The following is a 24,351-nucleotide window of genomic DNA, read 5'->3' as shown; positions in this document are numbered from 1 at the left end:
CGGTCACGACTGGCCGCCGCGACAGGACGCGTCGACGCGCACGCACCGCCGTGCGCGCGGACGATCGCGGCCGGCCGCGCGGGCCGCCGCTGAACACCGATAACGAAGGCCCGTGGAGGTGACCCATGCTGATCGGAGTGCCGAAGGAGATCAAGAACCATGAATACCGCGTCGGGCTCACGCCCGCCGGCACCCGCGAACTGACCCGTCACGGGCATCGGGTCCTGGTGCAGCGCAGCGCCGGCACGGCGATCGGGCTGCACGACGAACACTATGCCGCGGCCGGCGCGACGCTGTGCGACGGCGCGGCCGAAGTGTTCGCGCAAGCCGACATGATCATCAAGGTCAAGGAGCCGCAGCCGGCCGAATGCGCGATGCTGCGGCGCGGCCAGATCCTCTATACGTACCTGCATCTCGCCCCCGATCCGGAACAGGCGGCGGCGCTCGTCAAGTCCGGCGCGGTGTGCATCGCGTACGAGACCGTGACGGGCGCAGGCGGCGGCCTGCCGCTGCTCGCGCCGATGAGCGAGGTCGCCGGCCGCATGTCGATCCAGGTCGCGGCGACCCACCTCGAGAGCCCGCGCGGCGGGATGGGCCTGCTGATGGCGGGCGTGCCCGGCGTGGCGGCCGCGCACGTCGTCGTGCTGGGCGCCGGCGTGGTCGGCACGGGTGCGCTGCAGATGGCCGTCGGCATGGGTGCGCGGGTCACGGTGCTCGACAACAACGTCGGGCGCCTGCGGCAGCTCGACCTGGTGTTCGGCAACCGGATCGGGACGGTCTGCTCGAACGCGCAGACGATCGAGGAAGCAGTGTGCGACGCGGACGTCGTGATCGGCGCCGTGCTCGTGCCGGGCGCATCGGCGCCGCGGCTCGTGACGCGCGACATGATCGCGCGGATGCGCGCCGGCGCGGTGGTCGTCGACGTCGCGATCGACCAGGGCGGCTGCTTCGAGACGTCGCACGCGACGACGCATGCGAAGCCGACCTACGTGGTCGACGGCGTCGTCCACTATTGCGTCGCGAACATGCCCGGCGCGGTGGCCCGCACGTCGACATTCGCGCTCAACAACGCGACGATCGGCCATGCGCTCGCGCTCGCCGACAAGGGCTGGAAACGCGCGATGGCCGACGACGCACACCTGCGCGCCGGCCTGAACGTGTGCGACGGACAGATCACCTACGAAGCGGTCGCACGCGCGCTCGGGCTGCCTTATGTGCCCGCGGAGGATGTGCTGGCGTGACACGGTCCGCGCGTGGGCGCCTCACATGCGCGTCGCAGCCCCGTTACGCAGCGCCGTCGTCCATCCGCTTAACGAGCGCCGCCAACCCCGCTGAAATCCCGACGGCGACCGGCTCCGCCGCCGTCAGCGCACGCGTGCGCTCGGGCAGCGTCGCGAGCTGGCTCGCCGCATGCGCGCGGCTCGCGTCGAGCGACGGCGACGCGAGCCGCGCCCCATCGATCATGACCGGCTGCAGCAGCGCGGCGCCCGGCTGCGCGTCGCCGTCCAGCGCCAGGCAGTCGGCGTCGATCCGCCCGTTCGCGCCGAGCCGCCGGAACACCTGCTTGCGGCCCGGCCACGTCGCCTTGCCTTCCGAGCGCTTGCGGCGCGGCCCCCCCGCGTATTCGACGAGCTTGTACGCGCAATCGAGCGACGGCGCGTCGGACGACGTGTTCATCCGCGTGCCGATGCCGAAGCCGTCGATCGGCGCGCCGCGCGCCAGCAAGTCCTGCAGCCCGTATTCGTCGAGATTGCCGCTCGCGAAGATCGTCACGTCCGCGAGCCCGCCGCGGTCCAGAATCTCGCGCACGCGCCGCGCGTGCATCACGAGATCGCCGCTGTCGAGACGCACGCCCTTGATCGCGATCCCTTCCGGCGCCAGCATGCGCGCGGTCGTCACGACCGTCTGCGCGGCCTGCTCCACGTCGTAGGTATCGATCAGCAGCACCGCGTTGTCCGGCTGCGAGCGCGCGAAATGCACGAACGCCTGCGCCTCGTCGCCGTGCGCCTGCACGTACGAATGCGCCATCGTGCCGAACGTCGGAATGCCGTACGCGATCCCGGCCAGCACCGTCGCCGTTCCGGAGAAGCCCGCAAGGTAGCTCGCCCGCGCGGACAGCAGGCCCGCCTCCGCGCCGTGCGCGCGGCGCAGCCCGAAATCGACGAGCAGGCGCCCCGGCGCCGCGAGCACCGAGCGCGCTGCCTTGCTGGCTGCGAGCGTCGCGTAGTGCAGCAGGTTCATCACGCGGCTTTCGACGAGCTGCGCCTCCCGCAGCGGCGCGGTGATCCGCAGCATCGGCTCGTCGGCGAAGCACACGGTGCCTTCGGGCATCGCGTGCACCGTGCCGGTAAACCGCCAGTGCGCGAGCGACGCGAGAAAGTCGGCGCGAAAGCGCCCGGTCCGCGCGAGACCCGCGAGGTCGGCGTCGGTGAAGCGCGCGCGCTCAAGGTAATCGAGCACGGGCGCGAGCCCCGCCGCCATCAGGAAGTTGCGCTGCGGCGGCAGCTCACGCACGAAGAACTCGAAGCTCGCGACGTCGTTCATCCCGGCGTCAAAGTACGCCTGCAACATCGTGAGTTCGTAGAGATCGGTCAGCAGCACGCTGTCGCCGTCAGCCATCAGGCCCCCTTCGCGTGGCGTGGCGCGGCGCCGAGGCGTGGCCCGCGCCCATCGTGCGCGCGAGCAGCGGCCGCAACTGCGCAAGCGTACGCGTGTTCAGCACGTCGGCCCGCGTCAGCCAGCCGCGCCGCGCCTGATCGACGCCCAGGCCGAGATCGTCCAGTTCGTCGGCGCGCTGCGCGTCCGAGCCGATCGACACCAGCACGCCGGCCTGCGCGGCCTCGCGACACCAGATGTCCGCGAGGTCGAGCCGCTGCGGCTGCGCATCGAGTTCGAGGAAGCAGCCGCGCGCACGCGCATGCCCGATCACGCGCGGCACGTCGAGGTCGCACCCGTCGGTCTCGCCGAGCACGCGGCCGGTCGGATGCGCGAGGATCGTGAAATGCGGATGGTCCATCGCCCGCAGCACGCGGTCGGTCTGCGCGGCACGCGGCAGGTCGAGCGCGTCGCGCACCACGCCGACGACGAGATCGAGCCGGCCGAACATGTCGTCCGGCACATCGAGGCTGCCGTCTTCGAGTATCCCGGCCTCGACGCCCTTCAGCAGCACGAAATCGTCGTACGACGCGTTGACGCTGTCGATCTCGTCGATCCGCCGCGCGAGCCGCTCGCTGTCGAACCCGCGCCCGCCGGGCCGCTGCACCGGATCGGTGATCGCCAGATAGGCGAGCCCGCGCGCACGAGCGGCCTCCGCCATCGCCCGCAGGCCGGCCCGGCCGTCCTTGCCATCCGCTTGGCCGGCGTGCGCATGCAGGTCGCCGCGCAACTGCCCGCGCTCGACCAGCGCCGGCAAGCGGCCGACGCGCGACGCGTCGATCTCGCCGCGATCCTCGCGCAGCTCGGGCGGCACCCAGCGCAGTCCGATCGATTCGTAGACCGATGCTTCGGTCTCGCCGGCGATCCGTTCGTCGTCGCGGAACACGCCGTACTCGTTGATCTTCAGGCCGCCTGCCTGCGCGATGCGGCGCAGCGCGATGTTGTGCGCCTTCGACCCCGTGAAGTAGACGAGCGCCGCGCCGAATGCGTCGGCGTCGACGACGCGCAGGTCGACCTGGATGCCGCTGCGCAGCACGACGCTCGAACGCGTCGCGCCGCTCGCGAGCACGCGCTCGACTTCCGCGTAGCCGACGAATGCGTCGGTGACCGCGACGGAATCGCGTGCGGTGACGAGGATGTCGAGGTCGCCGACGGTCTCGCGCCGACGCCGGAAGCTGCCGGCCGGCACCGTGTCGCCGACGCCCGGCACCGCGCGCAGGCGTTCGAGCAGCGGCGTCAGGCACTGTTCGGCAAACGGCAGCAGGAAACGCTGCTGCGCATGATCGAGGCGCGCGTCGATCGCTTCGAGCAGGTGTGCTTCGGATTTCGCGCCGAAGCCCGGCAGTGCGCGCACGCGGCCGGTTTTCGCCGCGGCCTTCAGCTGTTCGAGCGTATCGACGTGCAGCCCTTCATGCAGCGCCTTCACGCGTTTCGCGCCGAGCCCCGGCACGTCGAGCAGCTCGACGATCGCGGCGGGCAGCGCGTGGCGCAGCGTCTGCTGCAGCTCGCAGGTGCCCGTTGCGGCGATCTCGCGCAGCTTCGACGCAAGGTCGGCGCCGATCGACGGAATCCGGCCGAGATCGTCGCCGTGCGCGATCATCGTCGGAATGTCGCGGCCATAGTCGGCGATCGTGCGTGCGGCATTGCGGTATGCGCGCACCCGGAACGGATTGGCGCCCTGGATTTCGAGCATGTCGGCGATCTCGGCGAACACCGCCGCGCACTCGGCATTGTGGATCGACATGATCGGCGTGGCTCCTTCCGCGTGGATCGCGCCGCGCGCCACGCGGCGGCGCCTGCCCGCCCGGCGCGTTGACGACGAACGCCGGGCGACCGATCCCATCCTACGCCGGCAGCGCCATCGGTGCAGGAATCCGGGCGGCAACGCGCGTGCGCCGACGCTGTGTCCGCGGGGACAGCCCCTCGGCACGCCGAGGTCGTGCCGGAACGCGGGCGGCGGCGCCCGCCGGCCGACGGCGCGACGATCGGTCCGCACGGCGCCCGGCACGACACCTTCAGTATGGACCGGGGCGCGCGGTTGCGTTACCGCCGGATCGATTTGCGCGCCGCGCAGTCAGGCCGCGGCCGCATCGCGGCGCGCCTGCATCTCGGCGATCGTCGTCGCGGAAAAGTCGTAGTGGGTGACGAATGACACCGGCCCGGTGCGGTCCAGCGCGATCTGCTCCACGCGGATCGGCACGCGGTTGCCCATCAGCCGGATGTAGAGCGGCAGTTCCCGAATCGTCGACGTGCGCCCTGATGTTGCCGGTGAGATAGCTGAAGTCGTTCGCGTCGCGTCACCCCGGTTGAGCCGACACACGCCGGCGCGTGGACGAGGTGCGGCGTCAGAGCGACGGGCGCGTGCCCGTCGCGTACCGCCGCTCGTGAAGCTTCTGGCAGATGGTGCAGCGCTCCGCGGTCGGCCGCGCAAGCAGGCGTTCGTAGCCGACGGGCGCATCGCAGTCCACGCAATCGCCATAGCTGCCGTCGCGCATCCGCTGCAATGCGCGCGCAACCGCGCGCAGCTCCGCCAGCTTCATGCCGATCAACGCATGATCGACGTCGACGAACAGGTCGGCGTTCGCTTCGTCGCCCTCGTCGGGCGCCGCGCCGGCCAGGTCCGCATACGACTCCGACGCGCGCTGGTGTTCGCTCGCGCGAATCTCCGCACGCAGCGTCTGCTCGCACTCGGTCAACCGTCGATGCAGGGTTTGCCATTCGCGTTCGTCGAGCGCCATCGTCGTTCTCCTTGTTCGGGTTCCGCCTGTGGCGGAAGAACGCGGCCGGCGGCATGACATCCGGGCGCGGCGCGCTGTGCGCAACGCCGGCCGCCTGCCCGCTTCAGCGTCCGATCCCAAACATCGCCGGACGCTTTCGACGCAGCATAAACCCAATGCGCAGGCGCGTGTTGACCGACCTCACGTGTAGCGGGCTTCGTTCGCGAAAAGCGGGGACCGACGCGAAATCGTTTCGCATTGGCGTGCTGCGCTGCGTGCGGCGAGGCGCCGGACTTCGCGACTCGCGCCCTGCACGCCGGTCGACGGATGCCGGGACGTGTCGACGCCGATGCGCGCCAGCAGGCCGCAGCCCTGCAGCGTCAGCGCCGGATGCGGCGCTTCGCCCGGCGTATCGGAAACGAGTTCGACAAACGACTGCGCGACGAGCGCGTCGAAATCGGGACTGAAGCAATCGACATGCTGCGGCGCGTGAGCGACCAGCAGCAGCGTGGAAAATTCGTGCGGGGTCAGCATCTTGACGAGCTCCTCGTGACGAATGGCGCGCCGTGCCTTCTGGCACGAAAGTCACGACGCGAACCGTGCTGCGCAGTTTGACGTGAATGATTTCCGCGGAACAGTGAGTGCTTTCCACAACACCGGATTGGCCGACGATGTGCTTGTCGAGACCGGCCTCGCATCCCGCGTTCGATAAGCGCAATGCGTATCGTGCGCCATGCATGCGGACCGCACCGCGCACGCTAACGTTTGCGCCTTCTGTTCGGACCGTCGCGCCATTGCTTTCGTTCAAGTTCGTCGAGACGCTCGCACAGCGTCTGCGCCAGCGTCGCCGCACGGCCGCCCGCATGCAGCCGCTCGCGGATCGCGTCGAGGCGCGTGCGCCAATACGCGGGGTGCAGCACCGTGGTCGTGCCGGACCGCTCGCGGACGTCGACGCGCGACAGCTCGTCGATCATCGCCGCGACATGCCGCAGCTCGCGTTCGTCCTCATCGTTGCATGCCATCGTCGGCTCCGGTGTCGACGCGCGAGTTTCATCGTCACGCTCGCGCGCCGTTGACCCTGCGAGTGTAGGAACCCCGTTTGACGGAAGTCTGACCGTCTATCGTCAACCCGATGACAGGCGAAGCGCAATCGTCTGACGCACGGCGGCTTGAGGTCGATCAATCCCCTGCATAAAACTGCGCCGTAGAGTGGGACGATTAGGACATATCGCACGCGCGATTCGTGCGGACGAGTGCGCGTGCCTTCTTTGTGCGTGCCCTTTGCTCGACACGCGGGAGGCAGCCATGGTTTTCGGCGTCATCATCTGGGTCGCGCTCGCAGCCCTCTTTCCGACGATGGTCGTGCCGACGATCCAGCACGCCATCCAGCCGTCAAGCGTCACCGTCGCGCCGGATGCGCAGCCGAAGGAGGCTGCTCCCGGCGCACCGCATGCCGACGCATCAGCGTCGCCGGGCTGACGGCCGTGCGCATCGTCCGCGCCGGTTTCCGATTTCATTGTCATGGACTGCCAATGAATCTGGATGCGTCCTGCGTTGCGACGCGCCGCCGGACACTTCAACGCCGGACGGCGTTCATTCGCTGCGGAGCACGATTCCGAGCAGCGCGTGAGCGGACGCCCGCCAGCTGAAGCTGCGCGCATCCTCGATGCCGTGCGCGCAGCCCGGCGTCGTCCATCACGCGCGCGATCGTCGCGGCGATGTCGGCTGCCCCATACGATTCCCGATCGAGAAGGCGCGGTTCGCGCGCGAGTCGCAACGCCAGCCGCATGCCGTTCGCGCCGGTACTTCTTACGTCGCGCGCGACGCCCTACCGGGAACGTTGACTGCTTCTTCGTTGCTGCGCACGGCAGCCACGCAAAAAATCGGACGTATCGGTATAAACACCGATGCTGTAGTCAAACTACATTCATACCATTGGTCGCTGCAGAGGATCGCTACACCCGATCCGGCGACACGCGACCGATCGTGCCTAACCGGCCGTGCCTAACCGGCCGTTCCGATCCCCTGCCCGGCCCGGCATGCCGACACGGAAGCCACCCTGCATCGCCGGCCGGAAGCACCCGGTGCGATTCCACCGGACGCGCGCAGCTCGTGACCTCACCCGAACAACCGGCATCACGATCATGGAGACAGCAACATGGGGGCAACTTTCTGGTCAGCCGCCGCACTGGCGGTGGCTTTCTGCGGCAGCGCCTGTGCCGGCGCGGCCGATTTCGGCAACGCGTCCGACAGCGTCGACTCGTTCACGTCGAGCGCCGCGCACCGGCGCGCGGACGCGCTCGTGCGCAAAATGACGCTCGACGAGAAACTCCGCTTCATTCATTCGCAATACGAGATGTCGAAGGTGCCCGGCGGCGGCGCCGGCTACATCCAGGGCGTGCCGCGCCTCGGCATCCCCGACCTGAACATGGTCGATTCGGCGACGGGCTCGGGCAGCACGTCGCAGGCAAGCACGACGTTCCCGGCGACGCTCGCCGTCGCCGCGAGCTGGGATCGCCGCCTCGCCTACGACTACGGCGCGCAGGTTGCGATCCAATTGCGCGCGCAAGGATTCGGGATGGGCCTCGGCGGTGGCACCAACCTTGCGCGCGAGCCGCGCGGCGGCCGGCTGTTCGAGTATCTCGGCGAGGACCCGCTGCTCGCCGGCGAGCTGCTCGCCGAACGCACGCTCGCCACGCAGCGGCACAAGGTCATCGCGACCATCAAGCATTACGCCGGCAACGAGCAGGAACACGGCCGGATGGGCGGCAACAGTCAGATCGACGAGCGCACGCTGCGCGAGCTCTATCTGCTGCCGTTCGAGATCGCCGCGAAACGCGCGCGGCCCGGCAGCGTGATGTGCAGCTACAACCGGCTGAACGGCGACTATGCGTGCGAGAACGCGCATCTGTTGAACGACGTGCTGAAGAATGAGTGGGGCTTCGAAGGACAAGTGCAGTCCGACTGGGGCGCGACGCACAGCACCGCGAAGGCGGTCAACGCGGGGCTCGACGAAGAGGAAGACGTCGGCCCGAGCGTGTACCTCACGCCGGCGGCGGTCAAGCAGGCGATCGCGAATGGCTCGGTGTCGACGGCACGCCTCGACGACATGGTGCGGCGCAAGCTGTTCGTGATGATCCGCACCGGCGTGATGGACGATCCGCCCAAGGGCGGCGGCGCGATCGACTTCGCGGCCGCCGGCCGGTTCGCGCAGGGGGCCGCCGAGCGGTCGATCGTCCTGCTGAAGAACGACGGCAATCAGTTGCCGCTCGCCGCCGCCGCGCTCGCGCGGATCGCGGTGATCGGCGGCCATGCCGATGCGGCCGTGCTGTCGGGAGGCGGCTCCGGTAACACGCGCAACCCGGTCACGGGTTCGTTCGCGGGCTGCGGCGGCCTCGCGTTCGGCGCGTCGGCCGGCTGCAGCTGGTGGCGCAACCCATGGCTGAAGGTCGACGTGCCGATCGTCGCGGCGATTCGTGCGCTCGCGCCCGCCGCGCAGGTCACGTTCGCGGGCAACAGCGACCAGCAAGCGCCCTTCCGCGCCTACACGCAGCAGGAGATCGACCAGGCGGCCGCGCTCGCGGCCCGCTCCGACGTCGCGATCGTCGTGGTCGCGCAGCCGGCCGGCGAGGACTTCGGCGACCTGCAGAGCCTCGCCCTCGCGAATCCGTCGAACCAGGACGCGCTCGTCGACGCCGTCGCGCGCGCGAATCCGCATACGGTAGTCGTGGTCCAGAGCGGCAATCCGGTGCTGATGCCGTGGAAAGACCGCGTCGCCGCGATCGTCGAGGCGTGGTATCCGGGCGAAGGCGGCGGCAGCGCGATCGCGAACGTGCTGTTCGGCAAGGTCAACCCGTCCGGCAGGCTGCCCGTCACGTTCCCCGCACGCGACCAGGACTCGCCGACCTGGAAAGCGGGCGGCGCGTTCGACAACGATCCTGTTTACGCGGAACGGCTGAACATGGGCTATCGCTGGTACGACGCCAACAACATCAAGCCGATGTTCGAGTTCGGCTATGGCCTGTCGTACACGCACTTCTCGTACTCGGGGCTGTCCGTGTCGCGGCAGCGCGACGGCTCGCTCGGCGTGTCGTTCACCGTGCGCAACGACGGGCCCGTGGCCGGCGCGGACGTGCCGCAGGTCTATCTCGGCGTGCCGTACAAGGACGAGCCGCCGCGCCGCCTGGTCGGCTGGGAGAAGATCGACCTGAACCCGGGCGAAGCGCGGCGCGTGCGCATCACCGTCCCGCCGCGGATGCAGAGCGTGTGGGACGCGTCGCGCAACGGCTGGCGCTACGTGCCGGGCGGGACGGTGTTCGTCGGGACATCGTCGCGCGACATCCGACTGCAAGGGAGCTGAGCGCCCGACGCATTTTCGCGCGCGGTAATACACTTGCGAGGGTTCGCCGCGCGTGGGCGCGCGGCGAACGTCCATCCGGAAAATCGCAAGGAGCATCAGCAATGGAATATGTCAGGCTCGGTTCCACAGGGCTGCAGGTTTCGCGTCTGTGTCTCGGCTGCATGACTTACGGCGTGCCCGAACGCGGCACGCATCCGTGGACGCTCGACGAAGCCGCGAGCCGTCCGTTCATCCGCCAGGCGCTCGACGCCGGCATCAACTTCTTCGACACCGCCAACATGTATTCGGACGGCACGTCCGAAGAGATCGTCGGCCGTGCGCTGCGCGACTTCGCGAAACGCGACGACGTCGTGATCGCGACCAAGGTATTCCACCGCATGCGCCCCGGCCCGAACGGCGCGGGCCTGTCGCGCAAGGCCATCCTCACCGAGATCGACCATAGCCTCAAGCGTCTCGGCACCGATTACGTCGATCTCTACCAGATCCACCGCTGGGACTACCACACGCCGATCGAGGAAACGCTCGAGGCGCTGCACGACGTCGTGAAGGCCGGCAAGGCGCGCTATATCGGCGCGTCGTCGATGCACGCGTGGCAGTTCAGCAAGGCGCTCTACACGTCGAAGCTGAACGGCTGGACGCAGTTCGTCAGCATGCAGGATCACCTGAACCTGCTGTATCGCGAGGAAGAGCGCGAGATGCTGCCGCTGTGCGCGGACCAGGGCATCGCGGTGCTGCCGTGGAGCCCGCTCGCGCGCGGCCGGCTCACACGCGACTGGGATGCGTCGAGCGAGCGGCTGCAGAGCGATGTCTACGGCAAGACGCTTTACGAAGCGTACGCCGACAACGATCGCGCGATCGTCGAAGCCGTCGCGACGATCGCGCGTGCGCGCAACGTGCCGCGCGCGCAGGTGGCGCTCGCGTGGCTGCTCCAGAAGTCCGGCGTGACCGCGCCGATCATCGGGGCATCGAAGGCCCAGCATCTCGACGACGCAGTCGCGGCGCTGTCGCTCGAACTGAGCGCCGAAGAGATCGCCACGCTCGAAACGCCGTACGTGCCGCACGCGGTTGCGGGGCACGAGTAGGCGGCGCACAGCCGGCCGTTCCTGCGTGCGGGCCGCCGCCCGGCGCAGGACGGTCGGCCCCGATCGTTATGCGTTGCGCTTGCCCGATGGAAACCCGCAGATTCACGCTCGTTTTCCGTTGGGCAGCGCCCCCTCGCTCTTTTTTCCGCCCGTATTTTCAGTCTCGTCCGATTGGTCAAGAAGGTTTCAACAGGTATTCTTCAATGGCGCGGTATCTGTGGTGATTCCCTTTGTTTGTTCGGAGTGCGTGGATGAGTAGTCACCACCGCCTGCCGCGCGCCCTCCTTCCCCAATACGGCTTAGGCGCGGGCGCTCGACGATGGTCGGTGGGCGCGGCCAGGTGTTTCATCAAGTGAGTTGCTGTTCGAGAACGCTGCCATATGCGAACGCCGAGCGTCCGCACCTAAGCCCCGCTTCACTTCTCCACGATTTTCTTCCATGCGCCGCTGCGACCAATCAACACCCGGACGCGACGTCATCGACGGAGCATCGCTGTTTCATCTGTTCCGCGAGCGCATGCCACCGTTTCACATACTCGGGCGTCCCCGTAGGCGCGGCGTCGACGATCGGCGCCATCGGTTGCAATGCCAACGGCAGCACGCCCGCCCACACCGGCAACGACAGATCGGCGTCGTCATCCTCCGGTCCGCCCGAGCGGACCTTGCACGCGGCCTCCTCCAGCGCGATGCGCAGCACGGTGGTTGCGGCCAGCTCGCTGGCATCGCCCGGGCGCACCTCATGTGAACGACCCGGCGCAAGCCGTTCCAAGAACGTATCGAGCGCCGCGGCCTTGGCCTCGCCCGCCACTACCTCGAACGCGCCGTAGATCACGGCCGAGCGATAGTTCATCGAATGCTCGAACGCCGCGCGCGCGAGCACCAGCCCGTCCAGATGCGTGATCGTCACGCACACCTGCGCGCCGTCGGTCGCCAGCTTCAGCATGCGGCTGCCGTTCGAGCCGTGGATGTAAAGATGATCGCCATCGCGCCAGCACGCGGTCGGAATGCAGTGCACGCCGTGTTCGTCGGCGAACGCGACATGGCACATATACGCCGCATCGACGATCGCGTGTAGCGTCGCGCGGTCATATCGGCCGAGCTTGGCGATGCGGCGGATGCGGGTGCGCGCGGAAGGCGGCGTTGTTTCGGTGACGGTCACGGCGGGAATCCTCTCAGGTATTCGTGAAAGGCGCCACGATAGGGCAAGCGTGGCTCTGATTGTAGATCCAGGATCGATCGAGTTTTTAGGGCCATGAGCAACTACTCCGCGTGGTTTCCTCCTGCTCGATATCGACTCATACGGCAAGGGTGGATTCGCATCGACCAGGGCAAGATGCCAGGAGCGACTATCAGGCACCGATCCCGGCGTTCGCCTGCGCATGCTGCAATGGAATGCATCGCCGCACGCCGCGGTAAAATTGCTTTTTTTAGACCGATGCACCGCGTGCAGGCGCCCGCTGCCCGCACGCTTCCGTACCCATGCCGCCGAATCCATCCGTTGGTTTCCCGGCATACAGGATATGACCTACTCACTCGCCACCGCCTACACCCGCGAGCTCGAAATCCGCAAGAGCCGCTTCATCGCGCACGCCATCCCCGTCGAAGACCGCGACGCCGCCATGCAGGCGCTGCAGCGCCTGCGCGACGAACACCCGACCGCGACGCACGTCTGCTGGGCGCTGCTCGCCGGCGGCCAGTCAGGCATGTCGGACGACGGCGAGCCGTCCGGCACCGCGGGCAGGCCGATCCTCGAGGTGCTGCGCCACCATGATCTCGACGGCGTGCTGGGCGCGGTCGTGCGCTACTACGGCGGCGTCAAGCTCGGCGCGGGCGGGCTCGTGCGCGCGTACACCGATGCAATCGCGTCGGCGCTGCTCGACGCCGAACGCGTCGAACGCATCCGCCGCACGCAGCTCGCGATCGAAATCGGCTATCCGGACGAAGCGCGCGTGCGCCGCTGGATCGAGCAGGCCGGCTACGAACTGGCCGACAGCGCCTACGGAATGACCGTGCGCCTCGTGATCCGCCTGCCGGTCACCGCCGAGGCCGACGCGCGCACCACCCTGTTCGACCTCACGCAAGGCCGCTCGGGTTTCCCCGAACTCTGAGCACGGGCGCCATCGCCGCGCCTCCCGCTCCACTCGGCATCCGGCCCGTACAGCCCGTCGATCTCCCTCTCCGCACTGCAGCAATTTGCGTCAGACCGGGGCAATCCGGTCGATTTTCCCGAAATTTCGGAAAAGTCCCATAGAAAAATTACTTGCGGATATTTAATCTCATCCCGTTTTCCGGATCGTCGCCGCGCAAACGTTTCGCCGGCAAGCCGGCTGGCGTGCCTTGGCCGGGCACGCCGACGGGCGGGGATCCGCATGAAGCGTCATCAATAATCGAATATCAGCGACGGAATAACGACGCATGCAGACCATTCAGAAACTACAAGCCCAGCTTGCGGAACTCGATGAGCGAATCAGGGCGGCTCGCCGCAACGAGCGCAACGACGCGCTGACGCAGACGCGCCAGCTGGTCACGAGCTATGCGCTGACCGCGCGGGAAATCTTCGGACAAGGCTACAGCGACCGAGCGAAACTGTTCACGGTCGGCGCCAAATACCGCGATCCGGTGACTGGCGCGACCTGGAGCGGACGCGGGCGCGCGCCGTCGTGGATCGTCGGGCGCGACCGGTCAGCGTTCCTGATCCGGGAGTAACGGCCGCCGCGCCGCCCCGTTACTATCTTCACGCCCCGATAATCGGGGTTTTGGCCAGCCAGGCCCGGCATGATTCCCGCCCCCAGTCGCAGTCATGATCCGGGGGGTGTTGTCACCGGGCCTGGTGGGTGGCTGGTGATCGCTGATAGGGGTTTGGCCGGGATATCCCGACGCCGTCCGTAACGTGGATGCCGAGACTTGCCACCGTTGTTGCAGGCCAATCCGTTCACTCTGCATAAACCGCGATGCAAGAAACCCAACAACATGACGTCGTCGATGTCTTCATTGGCGTCGACGTCGGTAAAGGCCAGCATCACGCCGTCGCGCTCGATCGGAACGGCAAGCGTCTGTACAACAAGGCGCTACCCAACGACGAGGTCAAGCTGCGAGCCCTCATCACCGAGCTCAAGACTCACGGTCGACTGCTGTTCGTCGTCGATCAGCCTTCTACCATCGGTGCGCTTCCTGTAGCCGTCGCCCGCGCCGAAGGCGTGCTCGTCGCCTATCTGCCCGGACTGGCCATGCGCCGCATCGCTGATCTGCACGCCGGCGAAGCCAAGACCGATGCCCGCGACGCCGCGATCATTGCCGAAGCCGCTCGCTCGATGCCGCATACGCTGCGCTCGCTTCGATTGGCCGACGAGCAGCTCGCCGAGCTCACCATGCTGTGTGGCTTCGACGATGATCTCGCCGCCCAGGTCACTCAAACCAGCAACCGCATTCGCGGCTTGCTCACCCAGATCCATCCCGCTCTCGAACGTGTTCTCGGACCACGCCTCGACCATCCAGCGGTGCTCGATCTGCTTGAGCGCTACCCGTCGCCCGCCGCGCTTGCCGCCACCAGCGAGAAAACGCTCGCCAATCGCCTCACCAAGCTCGCGCCGCGCATGGGCAAAGGCTTGGCGGCTGAGATCGTCCAGGCACTGAGCGAACAGGCCGTGACCGTACCCGGCACGCAAGCCGCCACCATCGTCATGCCCCGTTTAGCCCAGCAGCTTGCGGCCTTGCGTAAGCAACGCGACGAGATCGCTGCCGAAGTTGAGCGACTGGTGCTTGCTCACCCTCTTTGGCCGGTCCTGACTAGCATGCCGGGAGTCGGCGTCAGGACCGCCGCCAGACTCCTGACCGAAGTCGCTCACAAAGCCTTTGCTTCGGCTGCCCACCTGGCGGCCTACGCTGGCCTTGCCCCGGTCACCCGACGCTCTGGCTCATCCATCCGCGGTGAGCATCCGTCCAGGCGCGGCAACAAGGTGCTCAAGCGCGCCTTGTTCCTATCCGCCTTCGCAGCCTTGCGAGACCCCGTCTCGCGGGCTTACTACGCCCGCAAGATCCAGCAGGGCAAGCGCCACAACCAAGCGCTCATCGCGCTGGCACGGCGACGCTGTGACGTCCTGTTCGCCATGCTGCGCGACGGCACCATTTACCAACCCAAGTCAGCCCCTAACGCTTGACGAAGGACATAGGGGCACCCCCCCAGGCGGCGCACGCGGCCGACGCCGCGCTCAATAGACGTCGGGGACGATCATGTCCTCCGGCACCGGCCGGCGGATGTAGTCCTCGTGATGCTCGCGCTGCGGCAGGTCGATCGGCGAGCGCGGGATATCGTGGTACGGCACCTGGCTCAGCAGATGGTGGATGCAGTTCAGCCGTGCACGCTTCTTGTCGACCGCCTGCACGACCCACCAGGGCGCCTCGGGAATATGCGTGCGCTGGAGCATCTCTTCCTTCGCCGCCGTGTACGCCTCCCAGCGGCGCCGGCTTTCCAGGTCCATCGGGCTCAGCTTCCACTGCTTCAGCGGATCTTCGATGCGGTTCTGGAAGCGCCGCTCCTGTTCGGGGTCGGTGATCGAAAACCAGTACTTCACGATCTGGATGCCGCTGCGCACCAGCATCTTCTCGAATTCCGGCACCGAACGGAAAAACTCCTCGTACTCGTCGTCAGTGCAGAAATTCATCACACGTTCGACGCCGGCCCGGTTGTACCAGCTGCGGTCGAACAGCACGATCTCGCCGCCGGCCGGCAGATGTGCGACGTAGCGCTGGAAATACCATTGCGTGCGCTCGCGGTTGCTGGGCGCGGGCAGCGCCGCCACCCGGCATACGCGCGGATTCAGGCGCTGCGTGATGCGCTTGATCGCACCGCCCTTACCCGCCGCGTCACGCCCCTCGAAGATCACGATGAGCCGGTGCCCGGTGCTCACGACCCAGTCCTGCAGCTTGACCAGCTCGCCCTGCAGCCGGAACAGCTCGCGGAAATACTGCTTGCGCTGCTCGCGCCGCTCCGGCGAAAACAGCAAGTCGTCGTCGTCGAAGCGACGATCGTCGAGTTCCATCTCGAGTTCCTCGTCGTACGCGTCGACGAGATCTTCCTCGAGCCGGCGTTGGCGTGCCTCGATCGATTCCATATCGAGTCGGGTGTCGTTGTCGCTCATGGGGCCTCCTTCCGTGACGCAGCGAAACGACGCCATTATCGCAGGCCGGCATGCCGGAATGATGAAAGCCACATGTCAGCACGCGACGTGGCGCCGCCCGCTCAGAAGCGGAAATTGAGCAGCACGGTCGCCAGCACCGGATTCGCCGAAATGTCGAACGTATTCGACGCGAGCGTCCGGTTCTGCTGGCTGATGTTCAGCGTGATCTTCGTGCGCAGCGGGATGTACGTGACCATCCCCGTGATCCACAAGCGGCGCGTGACCTGATAGCTCGCGCCCAGCATGAACACGGGCTCCCATACGCTCTTCACCTTCGCCGACACGTTGGTGCGGCCCGACAGCAGCAGGTCGCCGCCGGCGTTCCACACCCGCTGGAACCACGCGGGATCGAGCAGCAGCCCCTGCAGACTGCCGATGTCCGCGCCCGCCCCGAGCAGCCCGCCGAGCGACGCGAGCTTGCGCTGGAACACCGGATTCAGGTTGGTGTTCGTGAACCGCGTATAGCTGACGCCGAGGCCCGCGAACGGCCGGAACCGGTCGTCGCGCTCGCCAAGGTAGTACTTGAACACGACGGAGGCGAGCCACGCGCGCGTCGTCGCGAGCGGATTGCTGTCCGGATTGGCGAGATCGATCAGCGGCAGCCGCCCCTTGACGCCCGGAAAGATCCGGTCGAGCGGCAGCCCGATGCTGCCGCGTCCGCGCAACGTCAGCACGGGCGGAATGCCCCCGCCGATTTCGGTCGCCCAGTTTTCGCTGAAGAAATGCGTGAACGTGAACGCAAGCGTGTTCGTGTTGTCGAGCGACAGGCTCGAGCCGCGGTTCTCGAAGCTGTTCAGGCCGAGCGCATCGGTGTGCGTCGTGACGGGGGTCGAGCGGCCGGTCGTCGCGACGAAGTGCCAGCCGAGGCCGACCATGTTGCGGTCGTCGCCGGTCAATTGCTCCAGCAGCGACGGCGCCTGCGCGGCGGGCAGGTCCGGCAGCCGCGAAGGATCGATCGGGTGCAGCTCGTACGGCATCCGGTCCGCGTGCACGACGCCGGCCGGCGGAGCGTCACGTGCATCGTCGCGCGCCGCCGCCGCGCCGCAGGCGCCGGCGTCCGTCACGTCGGGGTCGAAGCCGATGCCGTCCGCGCCTTCGTCCCGCGCCACGCCGCACGCGCGACGGCCCGGCTGCGCGGCGTGCCGGCCGAGCGTGATCGTGCCCGCGCTCAGCGGCGCGGGCGGCGGTCCGCCCTGCGCGGCCGCGCCGCCGCTCATGCGCGCCGGCGCGCCGTCCGTGCGCCACGAAGACGCGTCGAACCCGTCCGCGTCGCCGCCCGGCCAGAACCCGATGCCGTCCGCGCCCGCCTGCCAGCGCGTGTCGCCGCCGTCGGGCGACGGCGCGGCGTGCGCGGCCGCCCCCCCGCACGCGAACAGCGTCGCGCCGAGCCAGCACGACAGCGGACGCGTCCAGCCCTGGCGCCGGCGGCGCCGGATGCACTTGTCGCGGCTCGCCATCGGGTCAGGCCGGCGCGCCGAACATGCGCTGGCGCATCCGGTACAGCGGCTCGAACAGCCATTCGAGCAGGCTGCGCCGTTCGAGCACGACGTCGGCCTTCAGCATCATCCCGGCCTTCAGCGCGAGCGCCTTGCCTTCGAACGACGGCGTGCGGTCGGCGAGCTCGACCCAGGTCTTGAAGTAGGTCTGCGGCGCGGCGGTGTCGCCGGGCAGGTTCAGCTCCTTCGCCGAAAACGCGACCGGCGAGATCGACAGCACCTTGCCGCGATACGTGCCGAACTTCTCGACCGGATAGCTCGCATACGCGACCTTCACTTCCTGCCCCGGCTTGACGAAGCCGGCCTTCGACGACGGGATGTACACCTCGGCGATCAGCCCGTCGGCCTTCGCCGGCAGGATCTCGACGACGCGCGTGCCGCTCGGGTCGATCACGCCGCCCTGCACGACGTCGAGCCGGACGATCTGCCCGTCCGCCGGCGCATACAGCACGTGGTTGACGCTCTCATCGATGTTGTATTCCTTCGAGTTCAGCTCTTCCTGCTTGATCTTCAGCTCCGCGTTCGCGCCGTCGTACTTGCTCTGCATCGTTTCCAGGTCGCCGCGCAGCTTCATCGCGTTCTTCGCGAGCTCCGCGCGCCGCAGCAGCAGATCCTGGTATGCCTGGCTCGCCTGCAGGTACTGCGTGTTGACCTGGTTGTACTGCTCGAGCGTCACCACCTGCTCGTCGAGCAGCTGCTTCACGCGGTCGCGGCGCTCGCCGTATTCGCCGACGATGCGCTTCTGGTCCTGGATCTGCCGGTCGATCAGCGCGCGGCTCTCGCCCTGCGCGGCGATCTGCTGGTTGATCTGCTGCACCGACGACTGGTATTCGAGCCGCGCCGCATCGATCTGCTGCGTGACCTCGACGCGCTGGCGCGCGAGCGCCGCGCGCATCCCCTGCACGTTGTTCGCCTGGCTGACGAAGCTCGTGTCGCGCGTCACCGCGAGCAGCCGCTGCCCCGCCTTCACGTGCTGGTCCTTGCCGACGTACACCTCGCGCACCGCCCAGCCCGGCGGCGCGCCGACGCCGATCAGGCCCGCGCGCGGCGTCAGCATCCCGGACACGCTCTCGGTGTTCGCATAGCTCAGCTCGACGAGCGCGGCCACGAACATCGCGAACATCGCGAGCGACAGGTAGCAGAAGAATCGCATCGATACCGGCACGTCGACGACGCCGTTGATCACGGTGCCGAACGTCGTGCCGCGCGCGAGCTTGCGCGACGGCTTCTGTTCTCGGAGGGCGGAATACCGGGTCGGCATGGAATCGGCTCGTCAGGGGCGTCAGGGATGTCGGCGGGCGGCGGCATCGAGCAGCGGCGACGGCATCAGGTAAGGCGTGAAGTGTTCCCAGAAATGCCATTGCTCGGGCTGGCGCACGAGCGCCTGCTCGAGCCGGTCCACGATCCGCTGGTGCGTCGCGCGCACCGGGGACGCGTCGTCGTGCGCGCCGAGCATCGGCGCGAGCGCGCGCGTTTCCAGCTCGGTGAAATGCACGGTGCAGCGATCGCGGAACGGCACGCCGGTCGCATACGCGACGAGCAGCGGAATGCCGTTCTCGACCGCGAGCCTCACGCCGCCGCCCGCCATCCGCACCCAGCGGCCGCCGAGCCGGCAGCGGTTGGTCTTGCCGAACTTGCCGTGCAGGTCGGAGAACAGCAGGAACACCGGCTGCTCGCGGCGCAGGCTCGTCAGCAGCCGCCGCAACTGCACGCGCTCCTCGATGTCGATCAGCTCGCACTGCCCCGCGCCGTATTCGCCGACGAGCCGCAGCGCGTCGTCGAAGAACGCGCCCGGCGCGTCCTTGTGCAGGACCACGATCAGCTTGCGATCGGCGGGCAGCAGGAAGCGCAGCTTGGTGACGAACAGCATCAGGTTGCCGAAGTGCAGCCCGGCGAGCATCAGCGGGCCGCCGCGCGCGAGTGCCGCGCGCAGTTGCGCGTCGCCTTCGCACGTCATCGCGTCGATCATCGCCTTCATCGATTCGAGGCTGTGCGTGCGCAGCTTGAGCCCCGCGAACTCGGCCTCGAACAGCTCGCGCACGATCGCCGCCGCGACCTGCCGCACGCGCTGCGGATCGTCGTTCAGGTGGCCGCTCAGCATGTGCGCGACCGCGCGCTCGATCGACTCGCGGATCGACGGGAAGCAGCGCAGGCACGCGGCCGAACACCAGCGCATCAGCCGCAGCCCGCGCGCGGGCGACGTGCGCAGCGCGAGCGCGCGCACGGTGCGCCGGACCAGGTACGCATACGAGAACGCGTTGAACAGGAACAGCCGCGCAAGTGTCATGACGTCTCCTGGAGCGCACGCCACGCGGCCGTCGCGTCGGTCAGCACGCCGTCGTGCATCTGGTAGATCCGGTCGACCATCGACAGGATCGACGCGTCGTGCGTGACGAGCACGATCGTGCACGGCAGCGTCAGCACGTTGCGGCAGATCTCGTGCGTCGTCGCCTGGTCGAGGTTCGACGAGAACTCGTCGAGGATCAGGAGCCGCGGCTCGCAATACAGCGCCCGCGCGATCAGCAGCCGCTGCATCTGCCCGGCCGACAGGAACTTCTGCGTATCGCCGAGCGGCGTGTCGTAGCGATGGTCGAGCCGCTCGATCTCGTCGTGGATGCACGCGAGCTTCGCGGCGTCGAACATCGCGCCGATGCGCGGCGCAGGCGCGAAGTTCGTGATGTTGTCGCGGATCGTGCCGCGGAACAGCTGGTCCGACTGCGTGACCGCGGCCAGGTGCTTGCGATATTGCCGCAGGTTCACTTCCGCGAGATCGACGCCGCTCACGTGCAGCGTGCCGGGCTCGGGCCGGACCAGCCCGCAGATCAGGTTCAGCAGCGTCGTCTTGCCGCTGCCGGTGCGCCCGACGATCGCGATCTTGCCGCCGGCCGGCACGTCGAAGTCGATGCCGCGCAGGATCGGCCGGTTGCCGCCCTTCGGCGTGTGCGACAGGCCGCGGATCGACAGCGCGCCGTCGAAGCCGTCGACCGGACTCACCACGGCATCCGGCGCCGGCTCCTCGGTTTCGGTCTGCAGCACGTCCGCGACGCGGTCCATGTGCACCTGCAGGACCTTGCGGCGCACGTAGAGCTGGATCGAATCGATGAACTTGTCCGCGAACAGGTTCTTGTACTGAATGAACGCGTAGATCACGCCGATCGTGCTCTTGCCGTGCATCACGAGCCATGCGCCGTAGGTGACGATCACGAGCTGCTCGACGTGCACGATCCCCTTCGAGATCGCGTCGAACATCAGCTGCAGCCGCTCCTGCTGGCGCATCGCCTGCAACTTCTGCGTGAACGCGTTGACCCACAGGCTGCTGCGCGCCGTCTCGGCCGACAGCAGCTTGATCGAATGCGCGGAGCGGATGTTCTCGATCAGGAGTGCGTCGGCTTCCGCGCCGCGCGTCAGGATCTGCGACATCGCGTCCTGCAGGTGCGGCTGGATCGCGAGCCGGCTCAGCGCGAACAGCGCCATCCCCGCGACGCTGATGCCGGCCAGCACCGGGCTGTAGTACAGCATCAGCACCAGCGTCAGCACGCAGGTGACGATGTTGAGCAGCCCGCCGACGAGGCCGTCGATGAGAAAGCGCCCGACCTCCGACACCGACGACACACGCGAGATCGAATCGCCGGTGTTGTGGAACAGGTAGTAGCCGATCGGCAGCCGCGCGAGATGGCCGACCATGTTCGACGACAGCTGCTGCGACACGATGTTGCGCAGGTAGCTCTTGATGTTGCCGACGAGGTTCGCGTACAGCGTGTCGAACAGGAACACGATCGCGAACACGATCGTCAGCAGCGTGAGGATGTCGACGTCGGTCTTCTTCAGCGCCTCGTCGATCGTCAGCTGCACGTAAGACGGGCCGAGCAGCAGCAGGAGCTGCGCGGCCACGCCGCCCGCGATGCCGATCGCGAGGCTCTTGCGGATGCCGGTCAGCCCTTCGAGATAGTCGCGCAGGCGGATGCGGTCCGCCGGCCCCGCGTGCGTGAAGCCGATGTCCGGATTCAGCTCCAGCGCGTAGCCGGAGATGTGCGTGAGCGCCTGCGCGAGCGGCAGCTTCGTCTCGCCGAGCGCCGGATCGACGATGTGCACGCTGCCGTAGCCGACCTTCGTCAACACGACGTAGTGGTTCATGCCCCAGTGCAGGATGCACGGCGTCTTGAGCGCGTCGAGCTCGGACGCGTCGAACTGCAGCCCGCGCGCGCGCAGGCCGAGATCGTTCGAGATCTCCATCAGGTCGAAGAACGACAGGCCGGAATCGATCCTGACCGGATAGCGGTTGCGCAGCGTGCGCAACGTCGTCTCGCGCCCGTGCCACGACGCGATCATCGCGAGGCAGGCCAGGCCGCACTCCGTCACCTCGTCCTGCAGGATCGGACGGACTTTACGCGGTTTGAAAAGCATGGGTCGGGCAGTCGCAGAACGCGGCGACGCAGCGCCGGAGCCCGTCGAAGCGGGCCCGTGGCGCGTCGCGCGCAAAACGCAGGGGCGCAGCCGGGCGGACCGGCTGCGGCGGCGGAACGGCGTGGCCGCCGGTTCAGTGTTCGGAGCCGAGCGACATCCGGAACTGCTCGACGACGCGGGCCTGGTATTGGGACATCAGCCCTTGCAAGGTGGAACCGATCGACTGGTTGACGAGGTCGACCGTATAGGCGGCCGAATTGGAGTACGACGACGCCCCGCCCCGGATCCGGCGGGCCTGCTCTTCCGTGATGTCTCTCATTTTTGTGGCCTTCATCATGTTTTCGGAATGCCTTCAAACCGTCAGCAGATCGAAATCAACCGTGTGTTTGAATTATTTCAGCCATATCCGCATTCCTTCCTCCTGATAATCGCCGCACGGAAATCATTCATTGCGATTTCCCGTAATTATTTCTGCGGCGACTGCATTTTTTACTCTTTTTCCATTTCACATCGCGCGGGGGGCGCCTCCCCGCGCACGGCAAAATTACTTGCCGGTGTTATTGAACGTCTTCGGGTTCTGCAGGTAATTGCCGAGGCTCGGCAGGAATTGGCCGAGCGCCGTCACCAGCGGCGCAGCGTCCACCGCAAGGCTGCCCAGCGAGCTGATCGGGCCGCCGCCATGCACATTCCTGACCTGTTCCGTCGTCATGACCTTCATCATTCTCTCCTCGTAAAAAATAAAGATGATGCAAAGAACCTGCATTGACTAAAAAACGGCTTTTAATCATCAAGCGACTTTAAATGTAATAATCACTGCGATTACCAGCCGAATTCAGGCTATCATGCGAGCGCCTCCCAATTCAATGGAGGACACACTCTTACGCAGGTGTTTTGCCTCGCATCGGGAGCAGCACAAATTTACGCCGTTTGAATTTTATTTTTGAAACGTTTAAATTCGGCCGCAGTGCGTTGCGGAACGGGGACGGAACGGAGATAGCCATGTTTGAAACGCGGCGCGCGCGCCACACATCGATTTTTCGATATACGGGTAATTCCCTATCAAGAAATCGATTTAGGAGGAACACTCGAATCGCAACGCTATCATTGGCCGCTGTAATCGTGGTAACGGGCACCGCGAACGCGCATGCGTTCTGCCTCGACGCCGCGTTCCAGTACGCGGTCGCGCACGATCCGCGCTACCAGCAGGCGCAGAGCGAATACGACGCGGCGCGGCAGAAATTTCCCGAGGCGCGCGCGCTGATGCTGCCGCAGGCGAGCGCGCAGCTCGAATGGGGGCGCTACGGCACGCACGCGAACCTGTTCGGCATCGACGTCAGCGGCACGAGCAAGGCCGCGTACGGCGCCGCGCAGGTCACGCAGGCGCTGTTCAACCTCCCCTACCTTTACGACATGCGCCGCGCGACCGAATACGAGGATTCGGCGAAGCAGAAGCTCGAAGTCGCGAAGCAGGACCTGATCATGCGCGTCGCGAACGCGTGCTTCGACCTGCTGAGCGCGCGCGAAAAACTGCAGTCGGCCGACGACGAAGTGAGCGCGTTGATGCGGCTCGAAAGCGATACGCGCCGCATGGCGCAACTGGGCATGAAGACGATCGGCGACACCGCGGAGATCGAGGCGCGCCGCAGTCTCGCGCAGTCGGACGAAGCCCTCGCACAGACCGACGTCGATGCACGCAAGGCGCGCTACGAAACCCTGCTCGGCGCGACGATCGATTTCGCGCGCTGGCCGCGTCTCGCGTTGCGCGGCACATCGCCGCGCATTCCGTCGGGCGACTACGCGCCGCAGCACAATCCGGCGTACCGGCAGGCGTATCGCGATGTGGAGGTCGCACGCCTCGCCGCGAAGCGCGTCGGCGCGGAGCACTTGCCCACCGTCGACCTGTTCGCGTCGTATTCGCGCGGGCTCAACCCGAACCTGCGCGGGCTGACCGATCGCTCGGACTTCCACCAGAGCGCGGTCGGCGTGCAGGTGACGATTCCGATCTTCTCCGGCGGCAGCGTGTACTACCGGCAGGTCGAGGCCGAGCATGTGACGACGCAGTATCGCAACCGGCTGCGCGAGGTCGAGGAGCAGTTGAGCACCGATCATCGCGAAGCGCTGTCCGCGCTCGAATCGATCGGCACGCGCATCCGCGCGCTGCAGCAGTCGCTGCAAGCCGCGCGGCTCGCGTACGACGCGTCGCTGAAGGCGCATCAGGTCGGGTACAGCACGACCTACGAAACGCTGAACCTGCGCCGCGACATCTCGGGCATCCGGCAGAAGCTGTTCGACAGCTATCTCGACGCGCTCAAGCTGCAGCTGAAGCTGAAGAGCGTGCTGGGGACGCTCGACGAGCAGTCGCTGGTGGCGGTGGACAGCTTCCTGGAGGGCAACGCGGCGGGACGCACGCGCGAGGAGTGACGATTGTGGCGCACATCCGGCGCCGTGCGCGCCGCATCGC

The 24,351-nt window shown here is 67.4% G+C and carries 22 protein-coding genes; 8 read left to right on the top strand and 14 right to left on the bottom strand.

All coding sequences use genetic code 11. The annotated features are described in order from the left end of the window. The first annotated feature begins 125 nt into the window (after positions 1-125). Positions 126-1,241, top strand: coding sequence for an alanine dehydrogenase (gene ald, locus B7P44_RS24250; RefSeq protein WP_084908502.1), 1,116 nt, complete (start codon positions 126-128; stop codon positions 1,239-1,241). A 43-nt stretch (positions 1,242-1,284) separates the two neighbouring features. Here the strand turns inward: ald and B7P44_RS24245 are convergent, their stop codons facing one another. From B7P44_RS24245 to B7P44_RS24225, 6 genes are all read right to left on the bottom strand, one after another. Next, positions 1,285-2,619 (bottom strand): nicotinate phosphoribosyltransferase, encoded by a 1,335-nt coding sequence (locus B7P44_RS24245; protein ID WP_084908501.1) that lies wholly within the window; start codon positions 2,617-2,619, stop codon positions 1,285-1,287. Then, positions 2,612-4,399 (bottom strand): DNA polymerase/3'-5' exonuclease PolX, encoded by a 1,788-nt coding sequence (gene polX / locus B7P44_RS24240; protein ID WP_084910004.1) that lies wholly within the window; start codon positions 4,397-4,399, stop codon positions 2,612-2,614. The genes B7P44_RS24245 and polX overlap by 8 nt, the downstream gene beginning before the upstream one ends. Positions 4,400-4,729: 330 nt before the next feature. After that, positions 4,730-4,975, bottom strand: a complete 246-nt coding sequence (locus B7P44_RS36635) for a hypothetical protein (RefSeq protein WP_133117892.1) — start codon at positions 4,973-4,975, stop codon at positions 4,730-4,732. Positions 4,976-5,000: 25 nt separating this feature from the next. Further along, a complete protein-coding gene (locus tag B7P44_RS24235) occupies positions 5,001-5,393 on the bottom strand; it encodes a TraR/DksA family transcriptional regulator (protein ID WP_084908500.1) in 393 nt (130 codons plus the stop codon). A 180-nt stretch (positions 5,394-5,573) separates the two neighbouring features. Continuing rightward, positions 5,574-5,906 carry a hypothetical protein gene (locus B7P44_RS24230; RefSeq protein ID WP_084908499.1) on the bottom strand — a complete coding sequence of 111 codons (333 nt, stop codon included), beginning with the start codon at positions 5,904-5,906 and terminating at the stop codon, positions 5,574-5,576. 224 nt (positions 5,907-6,130) lie between these two features. After that, entirely contained in the window at positions 6,131-6,394 is a 264-nt protein-coding gene (locus tag B7P44_RS24225) for a hypothetical protein (protein WP_084908498.1), read from the bottom strand. Between the two features lie 283 nt (positions 6,395-6,677). On the opposite strand from B7P44_RS24225, the gene B7P44_RS37230 reads away from it, so the two are divergent. The 3 genes from B7P44_RS37230 (at position 6,678) to B7P44_RS24215 (ending at position 10,814) form a co-directional block, all read left to right on the top strand. Next, complete coding sequence (locus B7P44_RS37230) at positions 6,678-6,851, top strand: hypothetical protein (protein WP_167389822.1); 174 nt, start codon at positions 6,678-6,680, stop codon at positions 6,849-6,851. Positions 6,852-7,530: 679 nt separating this feature from the next. Further along, on the top strand, positions 7,531-9,732 hold the full coding sequence (locus B7P44_RS24220; protein ID WP_084908497.1) for a glycoside hydrolase family 3 C-terminal domain-containing protein: 2,202 nt from the start codon (positions 7,531-7,533) through the stop codon (positions 9,730-9,732). A 101-nt stretch (positions 9,733-9,833) separates the two neighbouring features. Continuing rightward, positions 9,834-10,814 carry an aldo/keto reductase gene (locus tag B7P44_RS24215; RefSeq protein WP_084908496.1) on the top strand — a complete coding sequence of 327 codons (981 nt, stop codon included), beginning with the start codon at positions 9,834-9,836 and terminating at the stop codon, positions 10,812-10,814. Positions 10,815-11,270: 456 nt separating this feature from the next. Here the strand turns inward: B7P44_RS24215 and B7P44_RS24210 are convergent, their stop codons facing one another. Further along, complete coding sequence (locus B7P44_RS24210) at positions 11,271-11,972, bottom strand: pyridoxamine 5'-phosphate oxidase family protein (RefSeq protein WP_084908495.1); 702 nt, start codon at positions 11,970-11,972, stop codon at positions 11,271-11,273. 361 nt (positions 11,973-12,333) lie between these two features. On the opposite strand from B7P44_RS24210, the gene B7P44_RS24205 reads away from it, so the two are divergent. The 3 genes from B7P44_RS24205 (at position 12,334) to B7P44_RS24190 (ending at position 14,970) form a co-directional block, all read left to right on the top strand. Next, on the top strand, positions 12,334-12,921 hold the full coding sequence (locus B7P44_RS24205) for an IMPACT family protein (RefSeq protein WP_084908494.1): 588 nt from the start codon (positions 12,334-12,336) through the stop codon (positions 12,919-12,921). Between the two features lie 307 nt (positions 12,922-13,228). Further along, positions 13,229-13,519: an H-NS histone family protein gene (locus tag B7P44_RS24200; protein ID WP_084908493.1), complete on the top strand. Its 291-nt coding sequence runs from the start codon at positions 13,229-13,231 to the stop codon at positions 13,517-13,519. A 245-nt stretch (positions 13,520-13,764) separates the two neighbouring features. Continuing rightward, complete coding sequence (locus B7P44_RS24190) at positions 13,765-14,970, top strand: IS110-like element ISBma3 family transposase (protein WP_133118027.1); 1,206 nt, start codon at positions 13,765-13,767, stop codon at positions 14,968-14,970. 51 nt (positions 14,971-15,021) lie between these two features. Here B7P44_RS24190 and ppk2 read toward each other — a convergent pair whose 3' ends face one another. The 7 genes from ppk2 to B7P44_RS35995 form a co-directional block, all read right to left on the bottom strand. After that, a complete protein-coding gene (ppk2, locus tag B7P44_RS24185; RefSeq protein ID WP_084908492.1) occupies positions 15,022-15,951 on the bottom strand; it encodes a polyphosphate kinase 2 in 930 nt (309 codons plus the stop codon). A gap of 101 nt (positions 15,952-16,052) precedes the next feature. Further along, complete coding sequence (locus B7P44_RS24180; protein WP_084908491.1) at positions 16,053-17,447, bottom strand: OmpW/AlkL family protein; 1,395 nt, start codon at positions 17,445-17,447, stop codon at positions 16,053-16,055. A gap of 4 nt (positions 17,448-17,451) precedes the next feature. After that, positions 17,452-18,747 carry an HlyD family secretion protein gene (locus B7P44_RS24175; RefSeq protein ID WP_084908490.1) on the bottom strand — a complete coding sequence of 432 codons (1,296 nt, stop codon included), beginning with the start codon at positions 18,745-18,747 and terminating at the stop codon, positions 17,452-17,454. A gap of 21 nt (positions 18,748-18,768) precedes the next feature. Continuing rightward, a complete protein-coding gene (locus B7P44_RS24170; protein ID WP_084908489.1) occupies positions 18,769-19,773 on the bottom strand; it encodes a lysophospholipid acyltransferase family protein in 1,005 nt (334 codons plus the stop codon). Beyond that, the gene (locus tag B7P44_RS24165; protein WP_084908488.1) at positions 19,770-21,890 is read right to left on the bottom strand and encodes a peptidase domain-containing ABC transporter; all 2,121 of its coding nucleotides are present in this window, start codon (positions 21,888-21,890) and stop codon (positions 19,770-19,772) included. Before B7P44_RS24165 ends, B7P44_RS24170 begins: the two co-directional genes overlap by 4 nt. Before the next feature lie 133 nt (positions 21,891-22,023). Then, a complete protein-coding gene (locus tag B7P44_RS24160; RefSeq protein WP_059929977.1) occupies positions 22,024-22,209 on the bottom strand; it encodes a hypothetical protein in 186 nt (61 codons plus the stop codon). 225 nt (positions 22,210-22,434) lie between these two features. Next, positions 22,435-22,611 carry a hypothetical protein gene (locus tag B7P44_RS35995; protein WP_155122498.1) on the bottom strand — a complete coding sequence of 59 codons (177 nt, stop codon included), beginning with the start codon at positions 22,609-22,611 and terminating at the stop codon, positions 22,435-22,437. Positions 22,612-22,889: 278 nt separating this feature from the next. On the opposite strand from B7P44_RS35995, the gene B7P44_RS24155 reads away from it, so the two are divergent. Continuing rightward, positions 22,890-24,311, top strand: a complete 1,422-nt coding sequence (locus B7P44_RS24155) for a TolC family protein (RefSeq protein WP_084908487.1) — start codon at positions 22,890-22,892, stop codon at positions 24,309-24,311. The last annotated feature ends 40 nt before the right edge of the window (positions 24,312-24,351 follow it).

Origin of the sequence: Burkholderia ubonensis subsp. mesacidophila (assembly GCF_002097715.1) — a bacterium.
GTDB classification, from domain to species: Bacteria; Pseudomonadota; Gammaproteobacteria; order Burkholderiales; family Burkholderiaceae; genus Burkholderia; species Burkholderia mesacidophila.
Note: the sequence above shows the minus strand (reverse complement) of the source record. Positions and strands in the feature narration are given on the sequence as shown.

Bases quoted from the DNA above. Each gene is read 5' to 3' on its own strand.
- ald (WP_084908502.1), top strand. From the start codon at position 126: ATGCTGATCGGAGTGCCGAAGGAGATCAAGAACCATGAATACCGCGTC.
- B7P44_RS24245 (WP_084908501.1), bottom strand. From the start codon at position 2,619: ATGGCTGACGGCGACAGCGTGCTGCTGACCGATCTCTACGAACTCACG.
- polX (WP_084910004.1), bottom strand. From the start codon at position 4,399: ATGTCGATCCACAATGCCGAGTGCGCGGCGGTGTTCGCCGAGATCGCC.
- B7P44_RS24235 (WP_084908500.1), bottom strand. From the start codon at position 5,393: ATGGCGCTCGACGAACGCGAATGGCAAACCCTGCATCGACGGTTGACC.
- B7P44_RS24230 (WP_084908499.1), bottom strand. From the start codon at position 5,906: ATGCTGACCCCGCACGAATTTTCCACGCTGCTGCTGGTCGCTCACGCG.
- B7P44_RS24225 (WP_084908498.1), bottom strand. From the start codon at position 6,394: ATGGCATGCAACGATGAGGACGAACGCGAGCTGCGGCATGTCGCGGCG.
- B7P44_RS37230 (WP_167389822.1), top strand. From the start codon at position 6,678: ATGGTTTTCGGCGTCATCATCTGGGTCGCGCTCGCAGCCCTCTTTCCG.
- B7P44_RS24220 (WP_084908497.1), top strand. From the start codon at position 7,531: ATGGGGGCAACTTTCTGGTCAGCCGCCGCACTGGCGGTGGCTTTCTGC.
- B7P44_RS24215 (WP_084908496.1), top strand. From the start codon at position 9,834: ATGGAATATGTCAGGCTCGGTTCCACAGGGCTGCAGGTTTCGCGTCTG.
- B7P44_RS24205 (WP_084908494.1), top strand. From the start codon at position 12,334: ATGACCTACTCACTCGCCACCGCCTACACCCGCGAGCTCGAAATCCGC.
- B7P44_RS24200 (WP_084908493.1), top strand. From the start codon at position 13,229: ATGCAGACCATTCAGAAACTACAAGCCCAGCTTGCGGAACTCGATGAG.
- B7P44_RS24190 (WP_133118027.1), top strand. From the start codon at position 13,765: ATGCAAGAAACCCAACAACATGACGTCGTCGATGTCTTCATTGGCGTC.
- ppk2 (WP_084908492.1), bottom strand. From the start codon at position 15,951: ATGAGCGACAACGACACCCGACTCGATATGGAATCGATCGAGGCACGC.
- B7P44_RS24180 (WP_084908491.1), bottom strand. From the start codon at position 17,447: ATGGCGAGCCGCGACAAGTGCATCCGGCGCCGCCGGCGCCAGGGCTGG.
- B7P44_RS24175 (WP_084908490.1), bottom strand. From the start codon at position 18,747: ATGCCGACCCGGTATTCCGCCCTCCGAGAACAGAAGCCGTCGCGCAAG.
- B7P44_RS24170 (WP_084908489.1), bottom strand. From the start codon at position 19,773: ATGACACTTGCGCGGCTGTTCCTGTTCAACGCGTTCTCGTATGCGTAC.
- B7P44_RS24165 (WP_084908488.1), bottom strand. From the start codon at position 21,890: ATGCTTTTCAAACCGCGTAAAGTCCGTCCGATCCTGCAGGACGAGGTG.
- B7P44_RS24160 (WP_059929977.1), bottom strand. From the start codon at position 22,209: ATGAGAGACATCACGGAAGAGCAGGCCCGCCGGATCCGGGGCGGGGCG.
- B7P44_RS35995 (WP_155122498.1), bottom strand. From the start codon at position 22,611: ATGATGAAGGTCATGACGACGGAACAGGTCAGGAATGTGCATGGCGGC.
- B7P44_RS24155 (WP_084908487.1), top strand. From the start codon at position 22,890: ATGTTTGAAACGCGGCGCGCGCGCCACACATCGATTTTTCGATATACG.